This window comes from Thermoflexus sp. (assembly GCF_034432235.1).
Taxonomy (GTDB): Bacteria; Chloroflexota; Anaerolineae; order Thermoflexales; family Thermoflexaceae; genus Thermoflexus.
This window is the reverse complement of the sequence record NZ_DAOUCJ010000093.1, coordinates 36,234-53,536: the sequence shown is the minus strand read 5'-3', so window position 1 is coordinate 53,536 and position 17,303 is coordinate 36,234. Positions and strand designations below refer to the sequence as shown.

13 protein-coding genes and 1 pseudogene are annotated in these 17,303 nt (G+C 63.7%); 9 read left to right on the top strand and 5 right to left on the bottom strand.

Going from position 1 to position 17,303, the window contains the following annotated elements; all coding sequences use genetic code 11:
• Positions 1-371, bottom strand: a pseudogene (locus VAE54_RS11530) (hypothetical protein); the annotation flags it as partial.
• A 173-nt stretch (positions 372-544) separates the two neighbouring features.
• Between VAE54_RS11530 and ald the strand changes: the two are divergent.
• The 5 genes from ald to VAE54_RS11505 all read left to right on the top strand — a co-directional run bounded on the left by ald (position 545) and on the right by VAE54_RS11505 (position 7,532).
• Positions 545-1,651, top strand: a complete 1,107-nt coding sequence (ald, locus tag VAE54_RS11525; RefSeq protein ID WP_322802113.1) for an alanine dehydrogenase — start codon at positions 545-547, stop codon at positions 1,649-1,651.
• 34 nt (positions 1,652-1,685) lie between these two features.
• Positions 1,686-2,993, top strand: a complete 1,308-nt coding sequence (locus VAE54_RS11520) for an acetyl-CoA hydrolase/transferase family protein (protein WP_416223799.1) — start codon at positions 1,686-1,688, stop codon at positions 2,991-2,993.
• 162 nt (positions 2,994-3,155) lie between these two features.
• Entirely contained in the window at positions 3,156-5,102 is a 1,947-nt protein-coding gene (locus VAE54_RS11515; protein WP_322802111.1) for an acetate--CoA ligase, read from the top strand.
• Positions 5,103-5,119: 17 nt separating this feature from the next.
• Positions 5,120-5,488: a diacylglycerol kinase family protein gene (locus VAE54_RS11510; protein WP_322802110.1), complete on the top strand. Its 369-nt coding sequence runs from the start codon at positions 5,120-5,122 to the stop codon at positions 5,486-5,488.
• Positions 5,489-5,549: 61 nt separating this feature from the next.
• The gene (locus VAE54_RS11505; RefSeq protein ID WP_322802109.1) at positions 5,550-7,532 is read left to right on the top strand and encodes a hypothetical protein; all 1,983 of its coding nucleotides are present in this window, start codon (positions 5,550-5,552) and stop codon (positions 7,530-7,532) included.
• 45 nt (positions 7,533-7,577) lie between these two features.
• Here the strand turns inward: VAE54_RS11505 and VAE54_RS11500 are convergent, their stop codons facing one another.
• Together VAE54_RS11500 and VAE54_RS11495 are read right to left on the bottom strand one after the other, a co-directional pair.
• Positions 7,578-7,925, bottom strand: a complete 348-nt coding sequence (locus VAE54_RS11500; protein WP_322802108.1) for a metal-sulfur cluster assembly factor — start codon at positions 7,923-7,925, stop codon at positions 7,578-7,580.
• Positions 7,926-8,052: 127 nt separating this feature from the next.
• Positions 8,053-8,709, bottom strand: a complete 657-nt coding sequence (locus VAE54_RS11495) for a helix-turn-helix transcriptional regulator (protein WP_322802107.1) — start codon at positions 8,707-8,709, stop codon at positions 8,053-8,055.
• 334 nt (positions 8,710-9,043) lie between these two features.
• On the opposite strand from VAE54_RS11495, the gene sufC reads away from it, so the two are divergent.
• The 4 genes from sufC (at position 9,044) to VAE54_RS11475 (ending at position 15,268) form a co-directional block, all read left to right on the top strand.
• Positions 9,044-9,823 carry a Fe-S cluster assembly ATPase SufC gene (gene sufC / locus VAE54_RS11490; RefSeq protein ID WP_322802106.1) on the top strand — a complete coding sequence of 260 codons (780 nt, stop codon included), beginning with the start codon at positions 9,044-9,046 and terminating at the stop codon, positions 9,821-9,823.
• 14 nt (positions 9,824-9,837) lie between these two features.
• Positions 9,838-12,318 (top strand): Fe-S cluster assembly protein SufB, encoded by a 2,481-nt coding sequence (gene sufB / locus VAE54_RS11485; RefSeq protein ID WP_322802105.1) that lies wholly within the window; start codon positions 9,838-9,840, stop codon positions 12,316-12,318.
• A gap of 192 nt (positions 12,319-12,510) precedes the next feature.
• Positions 12,511-13,848, top strand: coding sequence for a Fe-S cluster assembly protein SufD (sufD, locus tag VAE54_RS11480; protein ID WP_322802104.1), 1,338 nt, complete (start codon positions 12,511-12,513; stop codon positions 13,846-13,848).
• 166 nt (positions 13,849-14,014) lie between these two features.
• Positions 14,015-15,268 (top strand): cysteine desulfurase, encoded by a 1,254-nt coding sequence (locus VAE54_RS11475; protein ID WP_322802103.1) that lies wholly within the window; start codon positions 14,015-14,017, stop codon positions 15,266-15,268.
• 65 nt (positions 15,269-15,333) lie between these two features.
• Here VAE54_RS11475 and clpX read toward each other — a convergent pair whose 3' ends face one another.
• Positions 15,334-16,611: an ATP-dependent Clp protease ATP-binding subunit ClpX gene (gene clpX, locus VAE54_RS11470; protein ID WP_322802102.1), complete on the bottom strand. Its 1,278-nt coding sequence runs from the start codon at positions 16,609-16,611 to the stop codon at positions 15,334-15,336.
• A 3-nt stretch (positions 16,612-16,614) separates the two neighbouring features.
• Entirely contained in the window at positions 16,615-17,280 is a 666-nt protein-coding gene (locus VAE54_RS11465) for an ATP-dependent Clp protease proteolytic subunit (protein WP_322802101.1), read from the bottom strand.
• Between the last annotated feature and the right edge of the window lie 23 nt (positions 17,281-17,303).

Here is a 17,303-nt window from a genome sequence, read left to right as displayed (position 1 = left end):
CGGCCCACCCGCTCCGCCAGCTGCGCCATCGCCTCCTCCAGACGGCCCACCCGCTCCGCCAGCTGCGCCATCGCCTCCTCCAGACGGGCTTGCGCCTCCACCAGCTGCGCCACCACCTCCTCCAGACGGGCCACCCGCTCCGCCACGCCCGTCTGCGCCTCGATCAAGCGGGTTTGCGCCTCTATCGAACGAGTAAGTGCTTCAGCCAGCTCGGCAAACCGGCGATAGACCTCCGCCCGGAACCCCTCAAACTCCTGAGGCATTTGCAGCAGCTCTTCGGAAAACAGAAGAGCTCGCAGCGCTTCCCGCCACTCTGGATGCTGTTCCAGCAGTTTCAGGAGGACAGGCAGATCCTTGGATGCGATCGACATCTGGGCCTCCGGAGCACGAATCCGTTCTCAATTATATGATAGAAATTGCGCATTGCACGGCTGGCTTTCCTCCCTAATCTTCCAGAGCAACGGAGAGGGACTGCGCTTTCCCCGAGACCTGTTTTGCGACATTGATTCGCCAGCGGAATAGACCGGAGATCGCGGAGGTTCGCATGCACATTGGGATCCCGAAGGAGCGTCGGACAGAGGAATATCGGGTGAGCCTCACCCCTGCGGGGGTGGAGATGCTGGTTCAGGCCGGCCACACCGTATGGGTGGAGAGCGGGGCCGGCCTTGGCGCGGGTTTCACCGATGAGGACTATCGCCATGCAGGGGCTCAGATTGTATATTCCGGCCTGGAGGTCTACGGACGGGCAGATCTGGTGGTCAAGGTGGCCCGGCCGACTCCGGAGGAGTTCGAATGGCTCCGCGAGGGGCAGGCCCTGATGGGTTTCCTTCACCTGGCGGCTGCCCGTCGAGATAAGATCGACCTCCTCCTCCAGCGGCGGGTCACCGCCATCGCTTACGAAACCGTGCAGGCCGATGACGGAAGCCTTCCGATCCTCGCCCCGATCAGCACGATCGCCGGACGGATGGCCGCCCATGTCGCCGCGACGCTCCTTCAGAACGACCGCGGCGGCAAAGGGATCCTGCTGGGCGGTGCCCCAGGCATCCCCCCCGCTGAAGTGGTGATCCTGGGAGCGGGAGTCGTTGGATCGAACGCCGCACGGGCTTTCGCTGGCATGGGGGCCAGCGTCTACGTGCTGGATAAGGACATCCGCCGGCTCCAGCGTCTGGAAGAGCTGCTCGGCGGCCACGTCGTGACTATGATCTCGCATCCCTACAACCTGCGTAAGGTCGTCCGCTTCGCGGATGTGCTGATCGGCGCGGTGCTGGTGCCCGGCGCCCGCGCCCCCATCCTCATCACCCGGGAGATGGTCCGGACGATGAAGCCGCGCGCGCTCATTATGGATATCTCCATCGATCAGGGCGGATGCGTCGAAACCAGCCGCCCAACCACTCATCGGGACCCGATCTTTGTGGAGGAAGAAGTGATCCACTATGCGGTGCCGAACATGACCGGCGTGTTGGGGCGGACGGCAACCCATGCGCTGACGAACGCCCTGTGGCCGTTCCTGGAGGAGATCGCCCGGCTAGGCCTGGAGGAGGCCCTGGCCCGGAACCCGGCCCTGGCCCGCGGCGTCAACACCCGGGAGGGCCGGGTGGTGCATCCGGAGCTGGCCCGTGTTCTGGAACTGGAAGCCTCGGTCCGTCACTGAAGAATCCCTTTCCGGGAGGCCTCGGATGTCGTGGATGGAGATCTACCGGGAAAAACTGATGACCGCGGAAGAAGCGATCCGCCGCCACATCCGATCCGGGATGCGGGTCTTCCTGTCCGGAAACTGTGGCGTCCCCCAGCGGTTGCTGGCTGCCCTGGTGGAATACGCCCCCAACCTGGAGAACGTGGAGATCGTGCAGGTCCTCACCGTGGGCCCCGCGGATTACGTCGCCCCCGGAATGGAGCGGCACATCCGGGTGAACACCCTCTTCATCAGTGATAACGTCCGCCGGGCAGTCCAGGAAGGCCGGGCGGATTTCACCCCCTGCTTCCTTTCGGAGATCCCCGGCCTGTTCCGCAGCGGTCGCCTTCCCCTGGATGTCGCCCTGATCCAGGTCTCGCCACCCGATGAGCACGGGTTCTGCTCCTTCGGTGTGGAAGTGGGGATCACCAAGCCGGCGGCTCATTCCGCTCGCATGGTGATCGCCGAGGTGAACGAGCACATGCCCCGAACCCTGGGCGATAGTTTCATCCATATCTCCCGGCTCACCGCCATCGTCCCCGTATCGTATCCTCTCCCCGAAGTCCATATGGCCGAGCAGTCCGAGGTCGCCCGACGCATCGCGGAACACATCGCCGCCATGATCCCGGACGGCGCCACGCTGCAGACCGGGATCGGAGCCATCCCGGACGCGGTGCTCCGGTCCCTCATCCACCACAAGGACCTGGGGGTCCACACCGAGTTGTTCTCTGATGGGATCATCGACCTGGTGGAGAGAGGAGTGATCACCGGGGAGCGGAAGACCCTTCATCCGGGGAAGATCGTGGCGGGCTTTATGCTGGGCACGCGGCGACTGTATGAGTTCGCTCACGACAACCCGATTATCGAATTGCATCCCACCGACTATGTGAACGATCCGTTCGTTATCGCCCAGAACGAGCGCATGGTAGCCATCAACTCCGCCATTGAGGTGGACCTGACCGGCCAGGTCTGCGCGGATAGCATCGGCCATTTGTTTTACAGTGGTGTGGGAGGCCAGCTGGATTTCATCTATGGCGCCTCGCGATCCCGTGGGGGGTTGCCGATCATCGCCCTCCCCAGCACCGCCCGCCTGAAGGACGGCACGGTGGTCAGCCGCATTGTGCCCATGCTGAAACCCGGCGCCGGGGTCACCACCACCCGCAACCACGTTCGCTTCGTGGTCACCGAGTGGGGAGTCGCGGACCTCTATGGGAAGACCATCCGCCAGCGGGCCCGCGCCCTGATTGGGATCGCCCATCCGGATTTCCGGGAAGAATTGGAGCGCAAAGCCCACGAGCTCCGTTATCTGCGTGAAGATTAAGAGAGGCCGGCAGCGTGAATCCAGTCAGGAAGATGGGAAAGCCCTGCGGCCTCCCCCACGGTTGGGTGATCGCCTTCCCGATTCGCGCTAAAATCTCCCATGCACCGGACGTTCCATTCCTCACCGCCTCAGGGGACTCCCAACCTGATCCCGGGGGGCCTTATGAAGGAGTTAAACCTTCAGATCACGTGGCGTCCCGATCCCCAGACCGTGGAACACAGCAACGTCTTGGCGCAGATGCGCCGTCTGGGTTTCCCATCCTATGAAGCCTTCCTCGAGTGGTCCTTTGCCGACCCCGCAGGGTTCTGGAAAGCGTTCTTCGAAGATACCGGTTTCCGCTGGCGGACCCCCTATCGCGAAACTGTGGATCTCAGTCGTGGGGCCCCGTGGGCGCAGTGGTTTGTGGGCGGAACCCTGAACGCTACGGAGAACGCGCTGGATCGCCACCTGGAGGCCGGGCGAGGGGATCGGCTGGCGCTGATCTGGGAAGGGGAAGAGGGGGAGATCCGTCGCTACACTTACCGCCAGGTTTTCGAGGAGGTCGCCCGACTGGCGAGGGCGCTTCAGGCGATGGGTGCGCAGCCCGGGGATCGAATCGGTCTGTTCCTTCCGATGATCCCGGAGGTCGCTTTCGCCCTGCTGGCCGCCATGCGGATCGGTGCTATCGTCATCCCTCTGTTCTCCGGCTTCGGCCCTGAAGCGGTGGCGGTGCGCTTGCAGGATGCGGGGGCTCGTTTTTTGATCACCGCCGACGGATTCCCCCGGCGGGGGCGAATCGTGCCGATGAAGGAGATCGCGGATGAAGCCCTTCAGGGGGCCCCAGGTGTGGAAAAAACCCTGGTCGTCCGCCGGGCCGGGAATCTGATCCCGTGGCATGAGGGTCGGGATCAGTGGCTCCATGAGATCACCGCCCCCCATTCCCCCGGTGGTGAAGCCCCCGCGTTCCCCAGCGAAACGCCGTTCATGATCATCTACACCTCCGGGACCACCGGCCGGCCCAAAGGCACCGTCCACGTCCACGGCGGGGCGCCGATCAAAGCGGCCCAGGATATGTATCACCTCTTCGACCTCAAGCCCGACGACCTCATCCACTGGGTGACCGACATCGGCTGGATGATGGGGCCCTGGCTGATCCTGGGCAGCCTCACCCTGGGCGCGGCCTGCTTCCTGTATGACGGGGCGCCGGATTACCCGGAGCCGGACCGGCTGTGGTCCATGGTGGAGCGCCACGGGGTGACGATCCTGGGGATCTCCCCTACCCTGATCCGGGCGATGATGCGATATGGGGAGGAATGGCCTGACCGACATCCCATGCCCTCCCTGCGGCTTCTGGGATCTACCGGAGAGCCGTGGAATCCCGAACCCTGGCTGTGGACGTTCCGCCATGTCGGCAAGGAGCGCTGCCCCATCATTAACTACTCCGGCGGAACCGAGGTCTTCGGCGGCATCCTCGGCTGCACGGTGGTCCGCCCGCTGAAGCCATGTTCGTTTAACACCGTGGTCCCCGGCGTCCAGGCGGACTGCGTGGACGAAGAAGGGAAGCCGGTGCGGGAGGAGGTGGGCCTCCTGGTGATCCGCAATGTCAACCCCGGGATGACCCGGAGCTTCTGGGGAGACCCGGATCGTTATCTGGAGACCTACTGGTCGCGATTTGAAGGAATGTGGTATCACGGGGATCTGGTTTACATCGATGAGGATGGCTTCTGGTATATCCTGGGGCGGGCGGATGATACGTTGAAGGTGGGCGGCAAACGGCTGGGGCCGGCGGAGATGGAATCGGTGCTCGTGGAGCATCCGGCCGTCGCCGAGGCGGCGGTGATCGGCGTTCCGGATGAGATCAGGGGCGAGGTCCCGGTGGCTTTCGTGGTGCTGCGACCCGGCCATGAGCCGGATGAAACCCTGCGAGCGGCCCTGATCGAGCACGTGGCGCATCGGATGGGGAAAGCCCTGGCACCGAAAGAGGTTCGCTTCGTTCGGGATATCCCAAAGACGCGCAACGCCAAGCTGATGCGCCGGGTGATCCGCGCCATCTATCTCGGACGGGACCCCGGCGATCTCTCCGCCCTGGAGAACCCTCAGGCCGTGGAGGAAATCCGCCGCGCCCGGTGATGGGAGGAACGTCCAGCGTGCGCGCCCGCACCGTATGGGAAAGCTTCGGATTCGCCTTCGCCGGGTTGCGCTATGCCTGGCGAACGCAGCGGAACCTCCGGATCCACACGGTCATCACAGCGATGGTGGTGGCCCTGGCAGGGTTGCTTCGCTTCGACGCGCTCCGCTGGGCCATCCTGGTTCTGACCATCGCCATGGTCTGGGCGGCGGAGCTGCTCAACACCGCGCTGGAGGCCGTGGTGGACCTGACCAGCCCGCATCCTCATCCGCTGGCCCGGATCGCCAAGGACGTGTCCGCCGGGATGGTCCTGCTCTGCGCGATCGCCGCCGTCCTGGTCGGTCTGGCCCTCTTCGGGCCGGCGCTCTGGGTGTTCCTGAGCCCATAAGAGAGCACATCCCTGTCCCTGCCACCAGTACCCTTTACCTATGGATCGGAAAGAATCGCCGATGCAGCGGGCTCCGCTCGTCTTCCCACCTTCTCTTCTGATAGAACGTCCCTTCCGGATCCGCAGAGCCTGGGGTGGGGGCATCCTCTTCCTCCTGATCTTCGCCCTTTACATGCCCGTGCTTTCCGTCGGCTTCTTCTCCGACGATCTCCTGTTTTCCGTCCTCGCCCATCGAGATCCCCGCACCCTTTTTCAGGGCGCTCAGGGTTTCCTGCACTACCGGCCGCTCTCGATGTCGGTGTTCTGGATGGTCCAGCGGGGATTCGGTTACGACGGCGCCGTTTTCCACTTCCTCACTCTGAGCACGCACATGCTGAACACGGCCATGGGCTATGTGGTCCTCCGGCGCCTGGGAGCCTCGCCCGCCCTCGCCTGGAGCGCGACGGCGCTGTTCGGCCTCTTCCCCTTCGCGCACGAACCCATCGCCTTCGTGATGGGATCTGTCCACAGCCTCGCCCTGTTCTGGATGCTGATCGCCACCCTGGTGATCCTCCGTCCCGGCTCCCGGGGGACCATGGGAAGCGTCCTCGCCGGCCTGGGAGCCTATCTGGCCGCCATCCTCTCCCACGAGACCGGCATCGTCTGGCCGGCGTGGCTGCTGGGGATCGCAGTGGCGCGCCCAGGCCGGTTCCCCGTTTTGGGTCGCGCGATCCCGATGGGCTTCGCCCTGGGAGCCGGTTACATGCTGTTCTGGCGCACCCTTCCCCGGGGCGACCCGGGTGTCCTGGCCCTGCCCCTCTTCACCCTGGAAAGCAGCCTCTACGCCATGCAGGGCTGGCTGCATCCTCTGGGGCCGATCTTCGGGGCCCTGTGGAAGGCCCTGTTCGCGCCCCGACCGATCCTCCTGCGGGCGCTGCGACCCGAGGATTGGGCCTTCCTGGGGCTGGGGTTCGGGATCACGGTGGGGATGGCCCTATGGGCCCGGCCCCGATGGACAGTCCCCCTGGGGTTCTGGGGGTTTGGGGTCAGCATCGCCCCGGCACTGATCTTCTGGGGTCCCGCTTCCGGTATGATGAACTATCCGCGAATGCTGCTCATCCCCGGTCTCTGGAGCGCCCTGGCCTGGGCAGGCGTCCTGGAGGGCACCCGGCAGCGGGGAATATGGGGTCGTATCGCGGCCGGAGCGATCATGGGAGGCACGCTGACGATTGCCTTTCTGTTCCTCACCAGCTCGCTGGGCTATTACCGGGATGCAACCACGATCCTCCGGGGAATGGCCCAGGCCGCTAGGGCAGCGGAAGCGCACCCCATGATCTTCGTGAACCCGCCTTACAACGTGGGCTATCGCTGGTTCCGAGCCCGTTACGATCCCTATCCCTATGGAGGAGCAGGGGCCGTGCTGATCACGGACGATCGGCAGCTGGCCTGGTATATCCGGATCAACGGCGGGCCGGATCTGACAGATCGGCCGGCGGGGTGGGTGCGGAGCGCGCGAGTAGAGGCGCTCTATCCGAACTGGTTCACGCCAGCGTCCCCCATGGGCTTCCACGAGCTCCGGGATGCGCTGCCGGATCACGCCATCTATGTGTTCCGGGAGGATCTGAGCTGGATCCCGTTGCATCGCATCTGGCTGGTGAGAGAGGCTTCCACGGGGGAGGAGGGATTCAACCCGCTGGATCCAGCCCCGCGCCTGGATGGGGGAATTGTGCTTCGAGGCTGGCGGGTGGAGAGATCAACTGGAGAGCTGATCCTGCTCTGGGAAGCGGAGGCGGCGCCTGGCCGTCGATGGCAAGTGTTCGTTCACCTCCTTGACCCGGAGGGGCGGATGATCGGCCAGGCCGATGGACCGGTGGCCGGCGGGCTCGCGCCAGCCGACGCATGGCGCCCGGGGGATCGGATCATCGATCGCCACCCGATCCCGGCCGGCATACGACCCGCTGCCTTTCGGATTGGGCTCTATGATCTGGAAACCGGGGAACGAGCTGCGGTCGAGTGGAACGGAAAACAGCCGGAGGATCGCAGCGTGATCCTTCCGGCCCCCTGAGCGCGTGTTTGAAAAGGGGTCAGCTGCCTCCGGCTATCCATTCCTTCACCACAATCCCCACTCCGCCAGGGCTTCCTCTTCCATCATAGAGGGATCCCACATCTCCATGCTCAGCGTCACCTTCGTCGGCCGGCCCGTGACCTGCTCGGTCACATAACGCACCTGCTCCAGAAGGTAGGGGCCTGCCGGGCAGAAGGGGGTGGTGAGGATCATGGTAATCTGAATGAGGTCCGGCTGGATTTCAATGTTCCGAATCAGGCCCAGCTGGACCACATTCATGCCGATCTCGGGATCCACCACCGCCCGGAGGGCCTCCCGGATTTTCTGGACCAGCTCTTCATGGGATTCCGAGGATGGAGAAGGAGAGGCCGCATTCGGATTCATCTCGCTCATCGGCATCCTCCTTGATATTAGGCTCGGGATGTTCTCCTGGGAGCTTTGGAGGCCGGGGCGGATGGCTCCTCCGAGCCGTTATGGAAGGCACAAACGCACATGCGGAGCCACCCGTCTCCCCTCCCGCCTATCCGCGGGTTCCAGACGGAAGCTCCACAGAGAGCGGGCCGGACTGCGGCTTGATGATGAAGGTGCAGCATATATCCCCACTTAAGATGCAACTGGAGCGCTCCACATCGGCTCCCAGCGTCAGGGCGATCAGGGTGCGATCCAGATCACACACTTCCGGATGGTGATGGACCACATAGTTATATGGGCAGTTGTATTGATGCAGGCGCAGCTCATTGCCCAGCTGCTCCCAGCGGGCCAAGAAGCCCTCCTCCCCCAGCAGCTCGACCAGCGCCTCCAGCTTCTCCTCCAGGGTCTTACAGGCCCGCACCCGTTCTCCGTGTTCCACCGCGATCTCCCGGGCCATCGCGATGAACAGGCGGTGGATTTCTTCCTCCGGCAAACGGGCTTTCAATTCGTTCAGGAGACGGGCAGCCAGTCGATGATAGCCATGGGGAAACTGGGAGAGGGCCTCCTCCCGCAGGAAGAAGATCAGCCGGGGCCGCCCTACACCCCGACGCTCCAGCTGGGCATCCACTAGCCCTTGACGTTGCAGGATATTTAAGTGATAATGAACCGTAACCGGCGTCAGCCCCAGCTCTTCCGCGAGCTGAGCGACAGTCATCCGCCCCCGTTCCTTTAAACGCTGCAGGATTTGCTGACGGGTCTGGCTCATCGCCCGCTCCTTCTCCTACTCCGTTGCCCGACCAAGAGTTTCCTGCCTTAGAGCCCGGATAGGACTTCCAGGCTTTCATCCGCCCCGGACGGCTCTTTCTCTATCTTACCGGACCGCGCTCCCATTGTCAATTTCTCTGATTTCTATGAAAAGTATTGACAAACACAGATCGGCGTGGTAAGATAAGGCCTGAGTTCGGGAGCCAGAGGCGGGGGTCTTCCCTGCCCCAGGAGATCGATCGCTGGCTCCGGTTTCTCCTCCCCTCTTTGTGCCGACGAGGGCGTGGCAAGAGAGGAAGAGATCCCACACCTATCGATCGGGAGGTCATGCGACGATGGAGGATGCGCTGATCATTCGGGACCTGCACGTTCGGGTAGAGGGCAAACCCGTCCTGCGGGGGGTGAACCTGACGGTTCGCAAGGGGGAGATCCATGCCCTGATGGGCCCGAACGGTTCCGGCAAGACCACCCTCGCGTATGTTCTGATGGGGCATCCTGCTTATACCGTGGAGCAGGGGGAGGTGCTCTGGAAGGGGCGGAACATCCTGGAGCTTCCCCCGGATGAGCGGGCGCATCTGGGCCTGTTCCTGGCCTTCCAGTATCCGGTGGCGGTGCCCGGGGTCACGGTGGCGAACTTCCTGCGCACCGCCCTCAATGAGCGCCGCAAGCGTCTCAACCCGGAAGACAAGGGGATTCCGATCCCGGAGTTCCGGAAACTCCTTCGGGAGAAGCTGGCCCTGCTCGGGCTGGAGGATTCCTTCGCCGCTCGCTATGTTAACGACGGCTTCTCGGGCGGCGAGAAGAAGCGCCTGGAGATCCTCCAGATGGCCGTGCTCCAGCCGGAGATGGCCATCCTGGATGAGACGGACTCGGGGCTGGACATCGACGGGGTGCGCACGGTGGCCGAGGGGATCAACCGGATCTTCGGCCCTCACATGGGGATCCTGTTGATCACCCACTACCAGCGGATCCTGAACTATGTTAAGCCCCACTTCGTCCACGTGATGTATAACGGCCGCATCGTGGCCTCCGGCGGGCCGGAGCTGGCCCTGGAGCTGGAGGAGAAAGGCTACGAGTGGCTGCGGGAACAGTTCGCCGAGCAACCCACGGCATAAGGAAGGGAGGGATCATGGCGGCGGAGACCTTCGATCTGAGCGAGCTGGGCACGTATAAATACGGGTTCTCGATGCCCGAGCGTTACGTTTACAAGGCCCGCAAGGGCCTCTCCCGGGAGATCGTGGAGGAGATCTCCTGGCTCAAGGGGGAGCCGGACTGGATGCGGGAGTTCCGCCTGCGGGCCCTGGAGATCTTCCTCGCCAAGCCCATGCCCACATGGGGCGCGGATCTCTCAGGGATCAATTTCGATGACATCTACTACTACATCAAGCCCACGGACAAAAAGAGCCGCTCCTGGGACGAAGTGCCCGAGGAGATCCGGCGCACCTTCGAGCTCCTCGGGATCCCCGAGGCGGAGCGCAAGTTCCTGGCCGGGGTGGGCGCACAGTATGAGTCCGAAGTCGTATATCACAACCTCCAGGAGCATCTGCGCAAGCTGGGTGTGATCTTCGTGGACACCGATACGGCGGTGCGGGAGTATCCGGACCTGGTGCGGGAGTATTTCGGCACGGTGGTCCCGCCCGATGATAACAAGTTCGCCGCCCTGAACTCCGCCGTCTGGTCCGGCGGCTCCTTCATTTACGTGCCGCCCGGGGTCCACGTGGATCTGCCCCTCCAGGCCTACTTCCGCATCAACGCCCAGAACGTGGGGCAGTTCGAGCGGACGCTGATCATCGCGGAGGAAGGGGCGTTCGTGCATTATGTGGAGGGCTGTCTACCGGCTGGGGAACAGGTGAGCACAGGCGACCGCTGGGTGAACATCGAGGCGGTGAAGCCAGGGGACTTCGTGGTCACCGAGACCGGCCGCAAGGCGAAGGTGCGCGCGGTGATGGTCCGACCGTATCGAGGAGATCTCATCGAGATCCAGCCGGTCTCCCGCTATAACACCTTCCGGCTGACTCCCGAGCATCCCGTTCTGGTCGTGCGCCGGGAGGACGTCCTGGTCCGACGGCGGCCGCGCAACGGATGGCGGCCTGAGGTGGATACCCGCCGCCTGCTCCAGGCCCGGCCCATGTATGTGCCGGCTGGAGATCTGCGGGAAGGGGACTTTCTGGTCTTCCCGAAAGTCCAGGCAGAGGGCTATCATCCGGCCTTCACGCCGGAGCTTCTGCGGCTGCTGGGCTACTATCTGGCGGAAGGCTCCGCATACGTTCACAAGACGCTTCGCCAGCCAGTGGTCGCCTTCTCCTTCGGCGAGCATGAGGTCCATGCGATTGAGGAGGTCAAGCGCCTCATCCAGCAGGTGACGGGGAAGAAGCCCCAGGTGGTCCACATCCGGGGCAAGCATGCCGTCACGATCTCCGTATATTCCCGGGAGCTGATGGAGTTCTGCCTGGAGCATGCGGGCAAGGGCGCCGCGAACAAGCAGCTGAGCGAGGCGATCATGGCGCTGCCGCCGGAGCAGGTGGCCCCTCTCCTGGAGGCCTACTTCGCGGGGGATGGGAACCGCTCGCTGCGGCGCTCCGGGGAGCTGCGCCGGATCGCCACGGCTTCGGAGACGCTGGCCCGGCAGATCCAGGAGCTGCTGGCCCGCCAGGGGATCTACGCCAGCATCCAAGTCCGCAAGGGAGGCCCGGATGACATTCGGGGTCGTTCGATCCGCCGCAGGGACCAGTTCATCATCACCTGGACGCACGGGCGGCGCATGGGGGAGGTTCGCGACGCCGGGGATTACTTCCTGGTCCCGATCAAGGCCATCCGACGGGTTCCTTATGACGGGTTCGTCTTCAACCTGGATGTTGAGGAACCCAACTCTTACTTGGTGCGCGGGTTCGCCGTGCACAACTGCACCGCGCCGATCTACACCACGGACTCCCTGCACAGCGCGGTGGTGGAGATCATCGTCAAGCCGGGCGCTCGCGTCCGCTACACCACGATTCAGAACTGGTCCACCAATGTCTACAACCTGGTGACGAAGCGGGCAGTGGTTTACCGGGATGCGGTGATGGAATGGGTCGACTGCAACCTGGGGTCCAAGGTGACGATGAAGTATCCGAGCGTTTACCTGATGGAGCCGGGGGCCCGTGGGGAGATCCTCTCGATCGCTTTTGCGGGCCGTGGCCAGCATCAGGACGCGGGCGGGAAGGCAATCCACGCGGCGCCGCACACCCGTTCCCGCATCATCTCCAAGTCCATCAGCAAGGACGGCGGACGCACCTCCTATCGGGGTCTGGTGCGGGTTTACCCGGGCGCCGAAGGGGCTACAGTCAGCGTCAACTGCGACGCCCTGATCCTGGATGAGATCTCCCGCTCCGACACCTATCCATATATGGAGATCGAAGAAGACAACGTCACCATCGGCCACGAGGCCACGGTGAGCAAGATCAGCGACGAGCAGCTGTTCTATCTGATGAGCCGGGGTATCCCTCAGGAGGAGGCGGCGGCGATGATCGTCACCGGCTTCGTCGAGCCTCTGGTGAAGGAGCTGCCGATGGAATACGCCGTGGAAATGAACCGGCTCATCCGCCTGCAGATGTCCGGCTCGGTAGGTTAATCCTGCCGGGGTTGCAGGAGGAGGTCGGGCGATCGGCGGCGCTCCGGCCTACGGTAAAGATGGGCCGGGGCGCCCCGCGCCCAGCGAACGCTGGCTTCGCTTGACGCCTTCCCAGCAGACCCATCCGATGCCCTCAGCATCCTGCGCGCATGTCCACTTAGGGCGCAAGCTTCAAGGAGGTTCAAGCATCCCATGGCGGAAGCTCACCTTCTTCGAGAGGCCCGGGGCATTGGCCCCGAAGCGTTCGAAGCGTTTCTGGAAACCCGCGAGGAACCCGAATGGCTCCGTCAGGCCCGCCGGGAGGCCTGGCAGATCCTGCGCGAGACCCCCAAGCCAGGGCCGAACGATGAGGCATGGCGGCGGACCGATATCCGGGCTCTGGCCATCGAAGAGCTGGAGACGGTAATCGTGAGCGATGGGGCAACCCCGCCGGAGGAGATGCGGCAGATCCCGGAGCGGCGGGACGACCTGGCCGGGGGGTTATTGCTGTTCAACGGTCGTCCTCTGCTTCGCTGGGCGGACGAACGGCTGGAGCGCCGGGGGTTGATCTTCACGGATCTGCTGACCGCGATCCGGGAGCATCCCGATCGGGTCGCCCCCTATCTGGGGGAGATCGTGCGACCGGGGGATGGATTCTTCGCGGCGATGAACGCCGCGTTCTGGCGCAACGGGATCTTCCTCTATGTGCCCCGGGATCTGGAGATCCCACTGCCTTTGCGCGCCGTGATCGGGTTGCAGGGCGCGCCCACGGATCTCTCCCGCATCCTGATTGTGGTGGAGCCCGGCGCGCAGGTGACCTTTATCGATGAGCGCCTGGCCGACGATGCGGTGGGGGCCGCCTTTCATAACGGAACTGTGGAGATCCACCTGAAGGAGAACGCACGGCTGACCTACATCGCCCTCCAGAACTGGGGACGCTATATGTGGAATTTCACCCACGAGCGGGCCTTCGTGGACCGCGACAGCACCCTCGATTGGGTGGTGATCGGGATGGGCGGAGGGATCACCAAGACGTTCCTGGAGGTCGCCCTGATCGGCCGTGGCGCTACCGCTTATATGTCGGGCATCTTCTTCCTGGACGGCCAGCAACATGCGGATTATGACACGGAGCAGGATCATATCGCCCCTTATACCAAGAGCGATCTGCTTTACAAGGTCGCCCTCAAAGATCGCGCCCGCTCCGTATGGCAGGGGATGATCCGTGCGCACCCGGGGGCTCAGAAGACCGACGCCTATCAGGCGAACCGCAATCTCATCCTTTCCCCCCACGCCCGCGCGGATTCCATCCCGGGCCTGGAGATTATGGCCAATGACCTGCGGTGCACCCATGGCGCGACCGTGGGGCAGATCAATGAAGAGGAGCTTTTCTATCTGATGTCCCGCGGGCTCTCTCGCGCTGTCGCCACCCGCCTGATCGTGGAAGGATTTTTCGCTCCGGTTCTGGATCGCATCCCGGTGCCGGATATCCGACGCCAGGCGGATGCCATTATTCACCGCAAGCTGGGCGTCCCGCCTGAGGAAGAGTTCTGAAGATCCCTGAGTCGCTAGGAGGGCCTTCCGCATCCGCGGGTGAGGGTCTGGAATGAATGGGGTGGGCGGCCAAGCCCCCTGCTCTATCTACAACCGGCCGGGAGAAGATGGTTCGAGAACGAGTCGCGTTAAAATGAGATCGGTGCGAATCCTTGCGGAGGGCCGTATGAAGAGCGTGGCGCTGCGAACAGAACTGGATGTCGAACGCATCCGGGCGGATTTCCCTATCCTCCAGCAGACGATCCGTGGGAAACCTCTGGTCTTCCTGGATAGCGCAGCCAGCTCCCAGAAGCCGCTCCCGGTGATCGAGGCGATGAACGAATACTATCGGACCACCCATGCGAACGTTCACCGGGGAGTTTACATGCTGAGCGAACAGGCCACGGCCCTTTATGAGGAAGCCCGCCGTAAGATCGCCGCCTTCGTCGGCGCTGCCTCCCCCAGGGAGATCATCTTCACCCGGAACGCCACGGAAGCTATCAACCTGGTCGCCTACGCCTGGGCTCGTCCTTTTCTCCGGGAGGGCGATGAGATCCTCCTCACCGAAATGGAACATCACAGCAACCTGGTCCCCTGGTTCCTGGTTGCTCAGGAAAAGGGCCTTCGCATCCGCTACATCCCGATCGATGAGGAGGGCCGCCTGCGGCTGGATCTCCTGGATGCACTGATCACCGAACGGACCCGCTTGGTGGCGGTGACGATGATGTCCAATGTGCTGGGGACCATCAATCCGCTGCGGCCGATTATTGAGAAGGCCCATGCCGCGGGGGCGATCGTGCTGGTCGATGGAGCCCAGGGAGTGCCCCACATCCCGGTGAACGTGCAGGAACTGGGATGCGATTTCCTGGCTTTCTCCGGCCACAAGATGTGTGGGCCGACCGGCATCGGCGTGCTATGGGGGCGGCGGGAACTCCTGGAGGCCATGCCGCCCTTCCTGGGCGGCGGCGATATGATCCGCCGGGTCACCTTTGAAGGCGCGGAGTGGAATGATCTCCCCTATAAGTTTGAGGCCGGAACCCCGGCGATCGCCGAGGCGATCGGCCTGGGCGCGGCGGTGGATTACCTGAGCCGCATCGGCCTGGAGGCCATCCACCGCCACGAGCAGATGCTGGCGGCCTATGCGATGGAACGGCTAAGCGAAATCCCGGGCGTCCGGATCGTTGGCCCTCCCCCGGCCGAGCGCGGGGGCGTGGTGTCCTTTGCGATGGATCGGGTGCATCCCCACGACATCGCGACGATCCTGGATCGGGAAGGGATCTGTATCCGGGCCGGCCATCACTGCGCCATGCCCCTGCACGAACGCCTGGGGCTCACTGCGACCGCCCGGGCCAGCTTCTATCTTTACAACACGCTTGAGGAAGTGGATCGCCTTATCGAGGGATTGGAGGTTGTGCGGAGGACCTTTTATCGGACGGCATGAATTCCCCGGGTTCCGCGGTTGGGCAGGGGCGCTCACGGGCAGCCTGCCAGGCCTCCGGATGCGCCCTACGCCGCCCGGCGCAGCTCCACAAGCTGACCGGCTTCGTTCAGCAACAGCGGCATCCGCTGCCCCCGGATGGCCTCGGCGGTGACGATGCAGCGGCGGATCTGAGGATGGGAGGGGATCTCATACATCACATCCAGCAGGGTCCGCTCCAGGATCGATCGCAAAGCCCGCGCGCCCGTGCCCAGGCGCATCGCTTCCTCAGCGGCCGCCTCGATCGCATCCGGCGTGAAGATCAGCTCCACATGATCCAGAGCGAACAGCCGCTGGAACTGCTTCACCAGCGCGTTGCGCGGCCTTGTCAGCACCGCTTTCAACGATTCCCGATCCAGCGGGTCCACCGGGATCACCACCGGCAGCCGCCCGACCAGCTCGGGGATCAACCCGAACTTGATGAGATCCTCGGGAGTCACCTGCTGTAACAGCTCAGCCTCCGATAGCGAGACCCGACCTCGAACTCTGGCCTCGCCCGGGAACCCTATATGTCCCCGCAACCCTAGGCGCTCGGCGATGATCTTCGAGAGCCCCTCGAAGGCGCCGCCGCAGATGAAAAGGATGTTGGTGGTATCGATCTGAATGAACTCCTGATGCGGGTGCTTGCGGCCGCCCTGGGGGGGAACATTGGCAACCGTGCCCTCGATGATCTTCAGCAGGGCCTGCTGCACGCCCTCGCCGGAGACGTCGCGGGTGATGGAGGGATTATCGCCGGATTTGCGGGCGATCTTGTCGATCTCATCGATATAGACAATGCCCTTCTCCGCCCGCTTCACATCGTAATCCGCCGCCTGGATGAGCCGGAGGAGGATGTTCTCCACATCCTCCCCTACATAACCGGCTTCCGTCAACGAAGTGGCGTCGGCGATGGCGAAGGGGACGTCCAGAAAACGGGCGAGGGTGCGGGCCAGCAGGGTCTTGCCGCATCCGGTGGGGCCAATGAGCAGGATGTTGCTTTTCTCGATCTCCACATCCTCCCATCGTCCTCCACTGGCGATCCGCTTATAGTGGTTGTAAACCGCCACGGAAAGGACCCGCTTGGCCCGATCCTGCCCTACCACATATTGATCCAGATAGGCGTAGATCTCGCGCGGGGAAGGAAGGCGATGGGGGGAACCCGGGGAGGGGCAGGCATCCCTGCCCTCTCCCCGGAGGAGGCGATAACTCGTCTCCACGCAGCCCTCGCAGATGTAAACCCCCTCCGGGCCTGCGAGGAGCCGGCCCGTTTCGTCCGGATCCCGTCGGCAGAAGGAGCAACGAGGCGCCTCCCTGCGCGCGCGTTGCATCCCTCACTCCTTGCGGCCATCCGGGGTGGCGACCGCCTGGGTCGGCAGCGGCGGGAGCTCCTTGTGCGGCGGCGGCTTGAGCACCTCGTCGATGATCCCGTATTTGACGGCCTCTTCCGCCGACATGTAGTAATCCCGGTCGAAATCATCGGCGATGCGCTCCACCGGCTGGCCGGTATGGCGAGCCAGCAACTCAAAGATCAGGTTCTGCATGCGCATCAATTCTTTATACTGGATCTCCACATCGGGAGCATAGCCATGGGCGCCGCCGCCGGCCGGATGCATATGGATCGTCGCATGCGGCAGGGCAAAGCGCCGACCTTTCGTCCCCGCCGCCAGGAGCACAGTGGCCATGCTGGCGGTCCAGCCCACGGCGATCGTAGAGATCGGCGCGCGCACTTGCTGCATCGTGTCGTAGATCGCCAGGCCCGGATAGATCAACCCACCGGGCGAATTGATGTAAAGCCGGATCTCCTCCTCCGGGTCCTCCCGATCCAGATAGAGCAGCTGAGCAACCACCAGGTTGGCCACCTGATCCGTGATCGGCGTTCCCAGGAAGATGATCCGCTCCTTCAGGAGCAGCGAGTAGATATCATAAACGCGCTCGCCGCGCCCCGTGTTCTCGATCACCATCGGAATCAGCATCTCCGGCCATCCCTCTCGGGCCATCACCAGCCTCCTTTCAGTTTCCC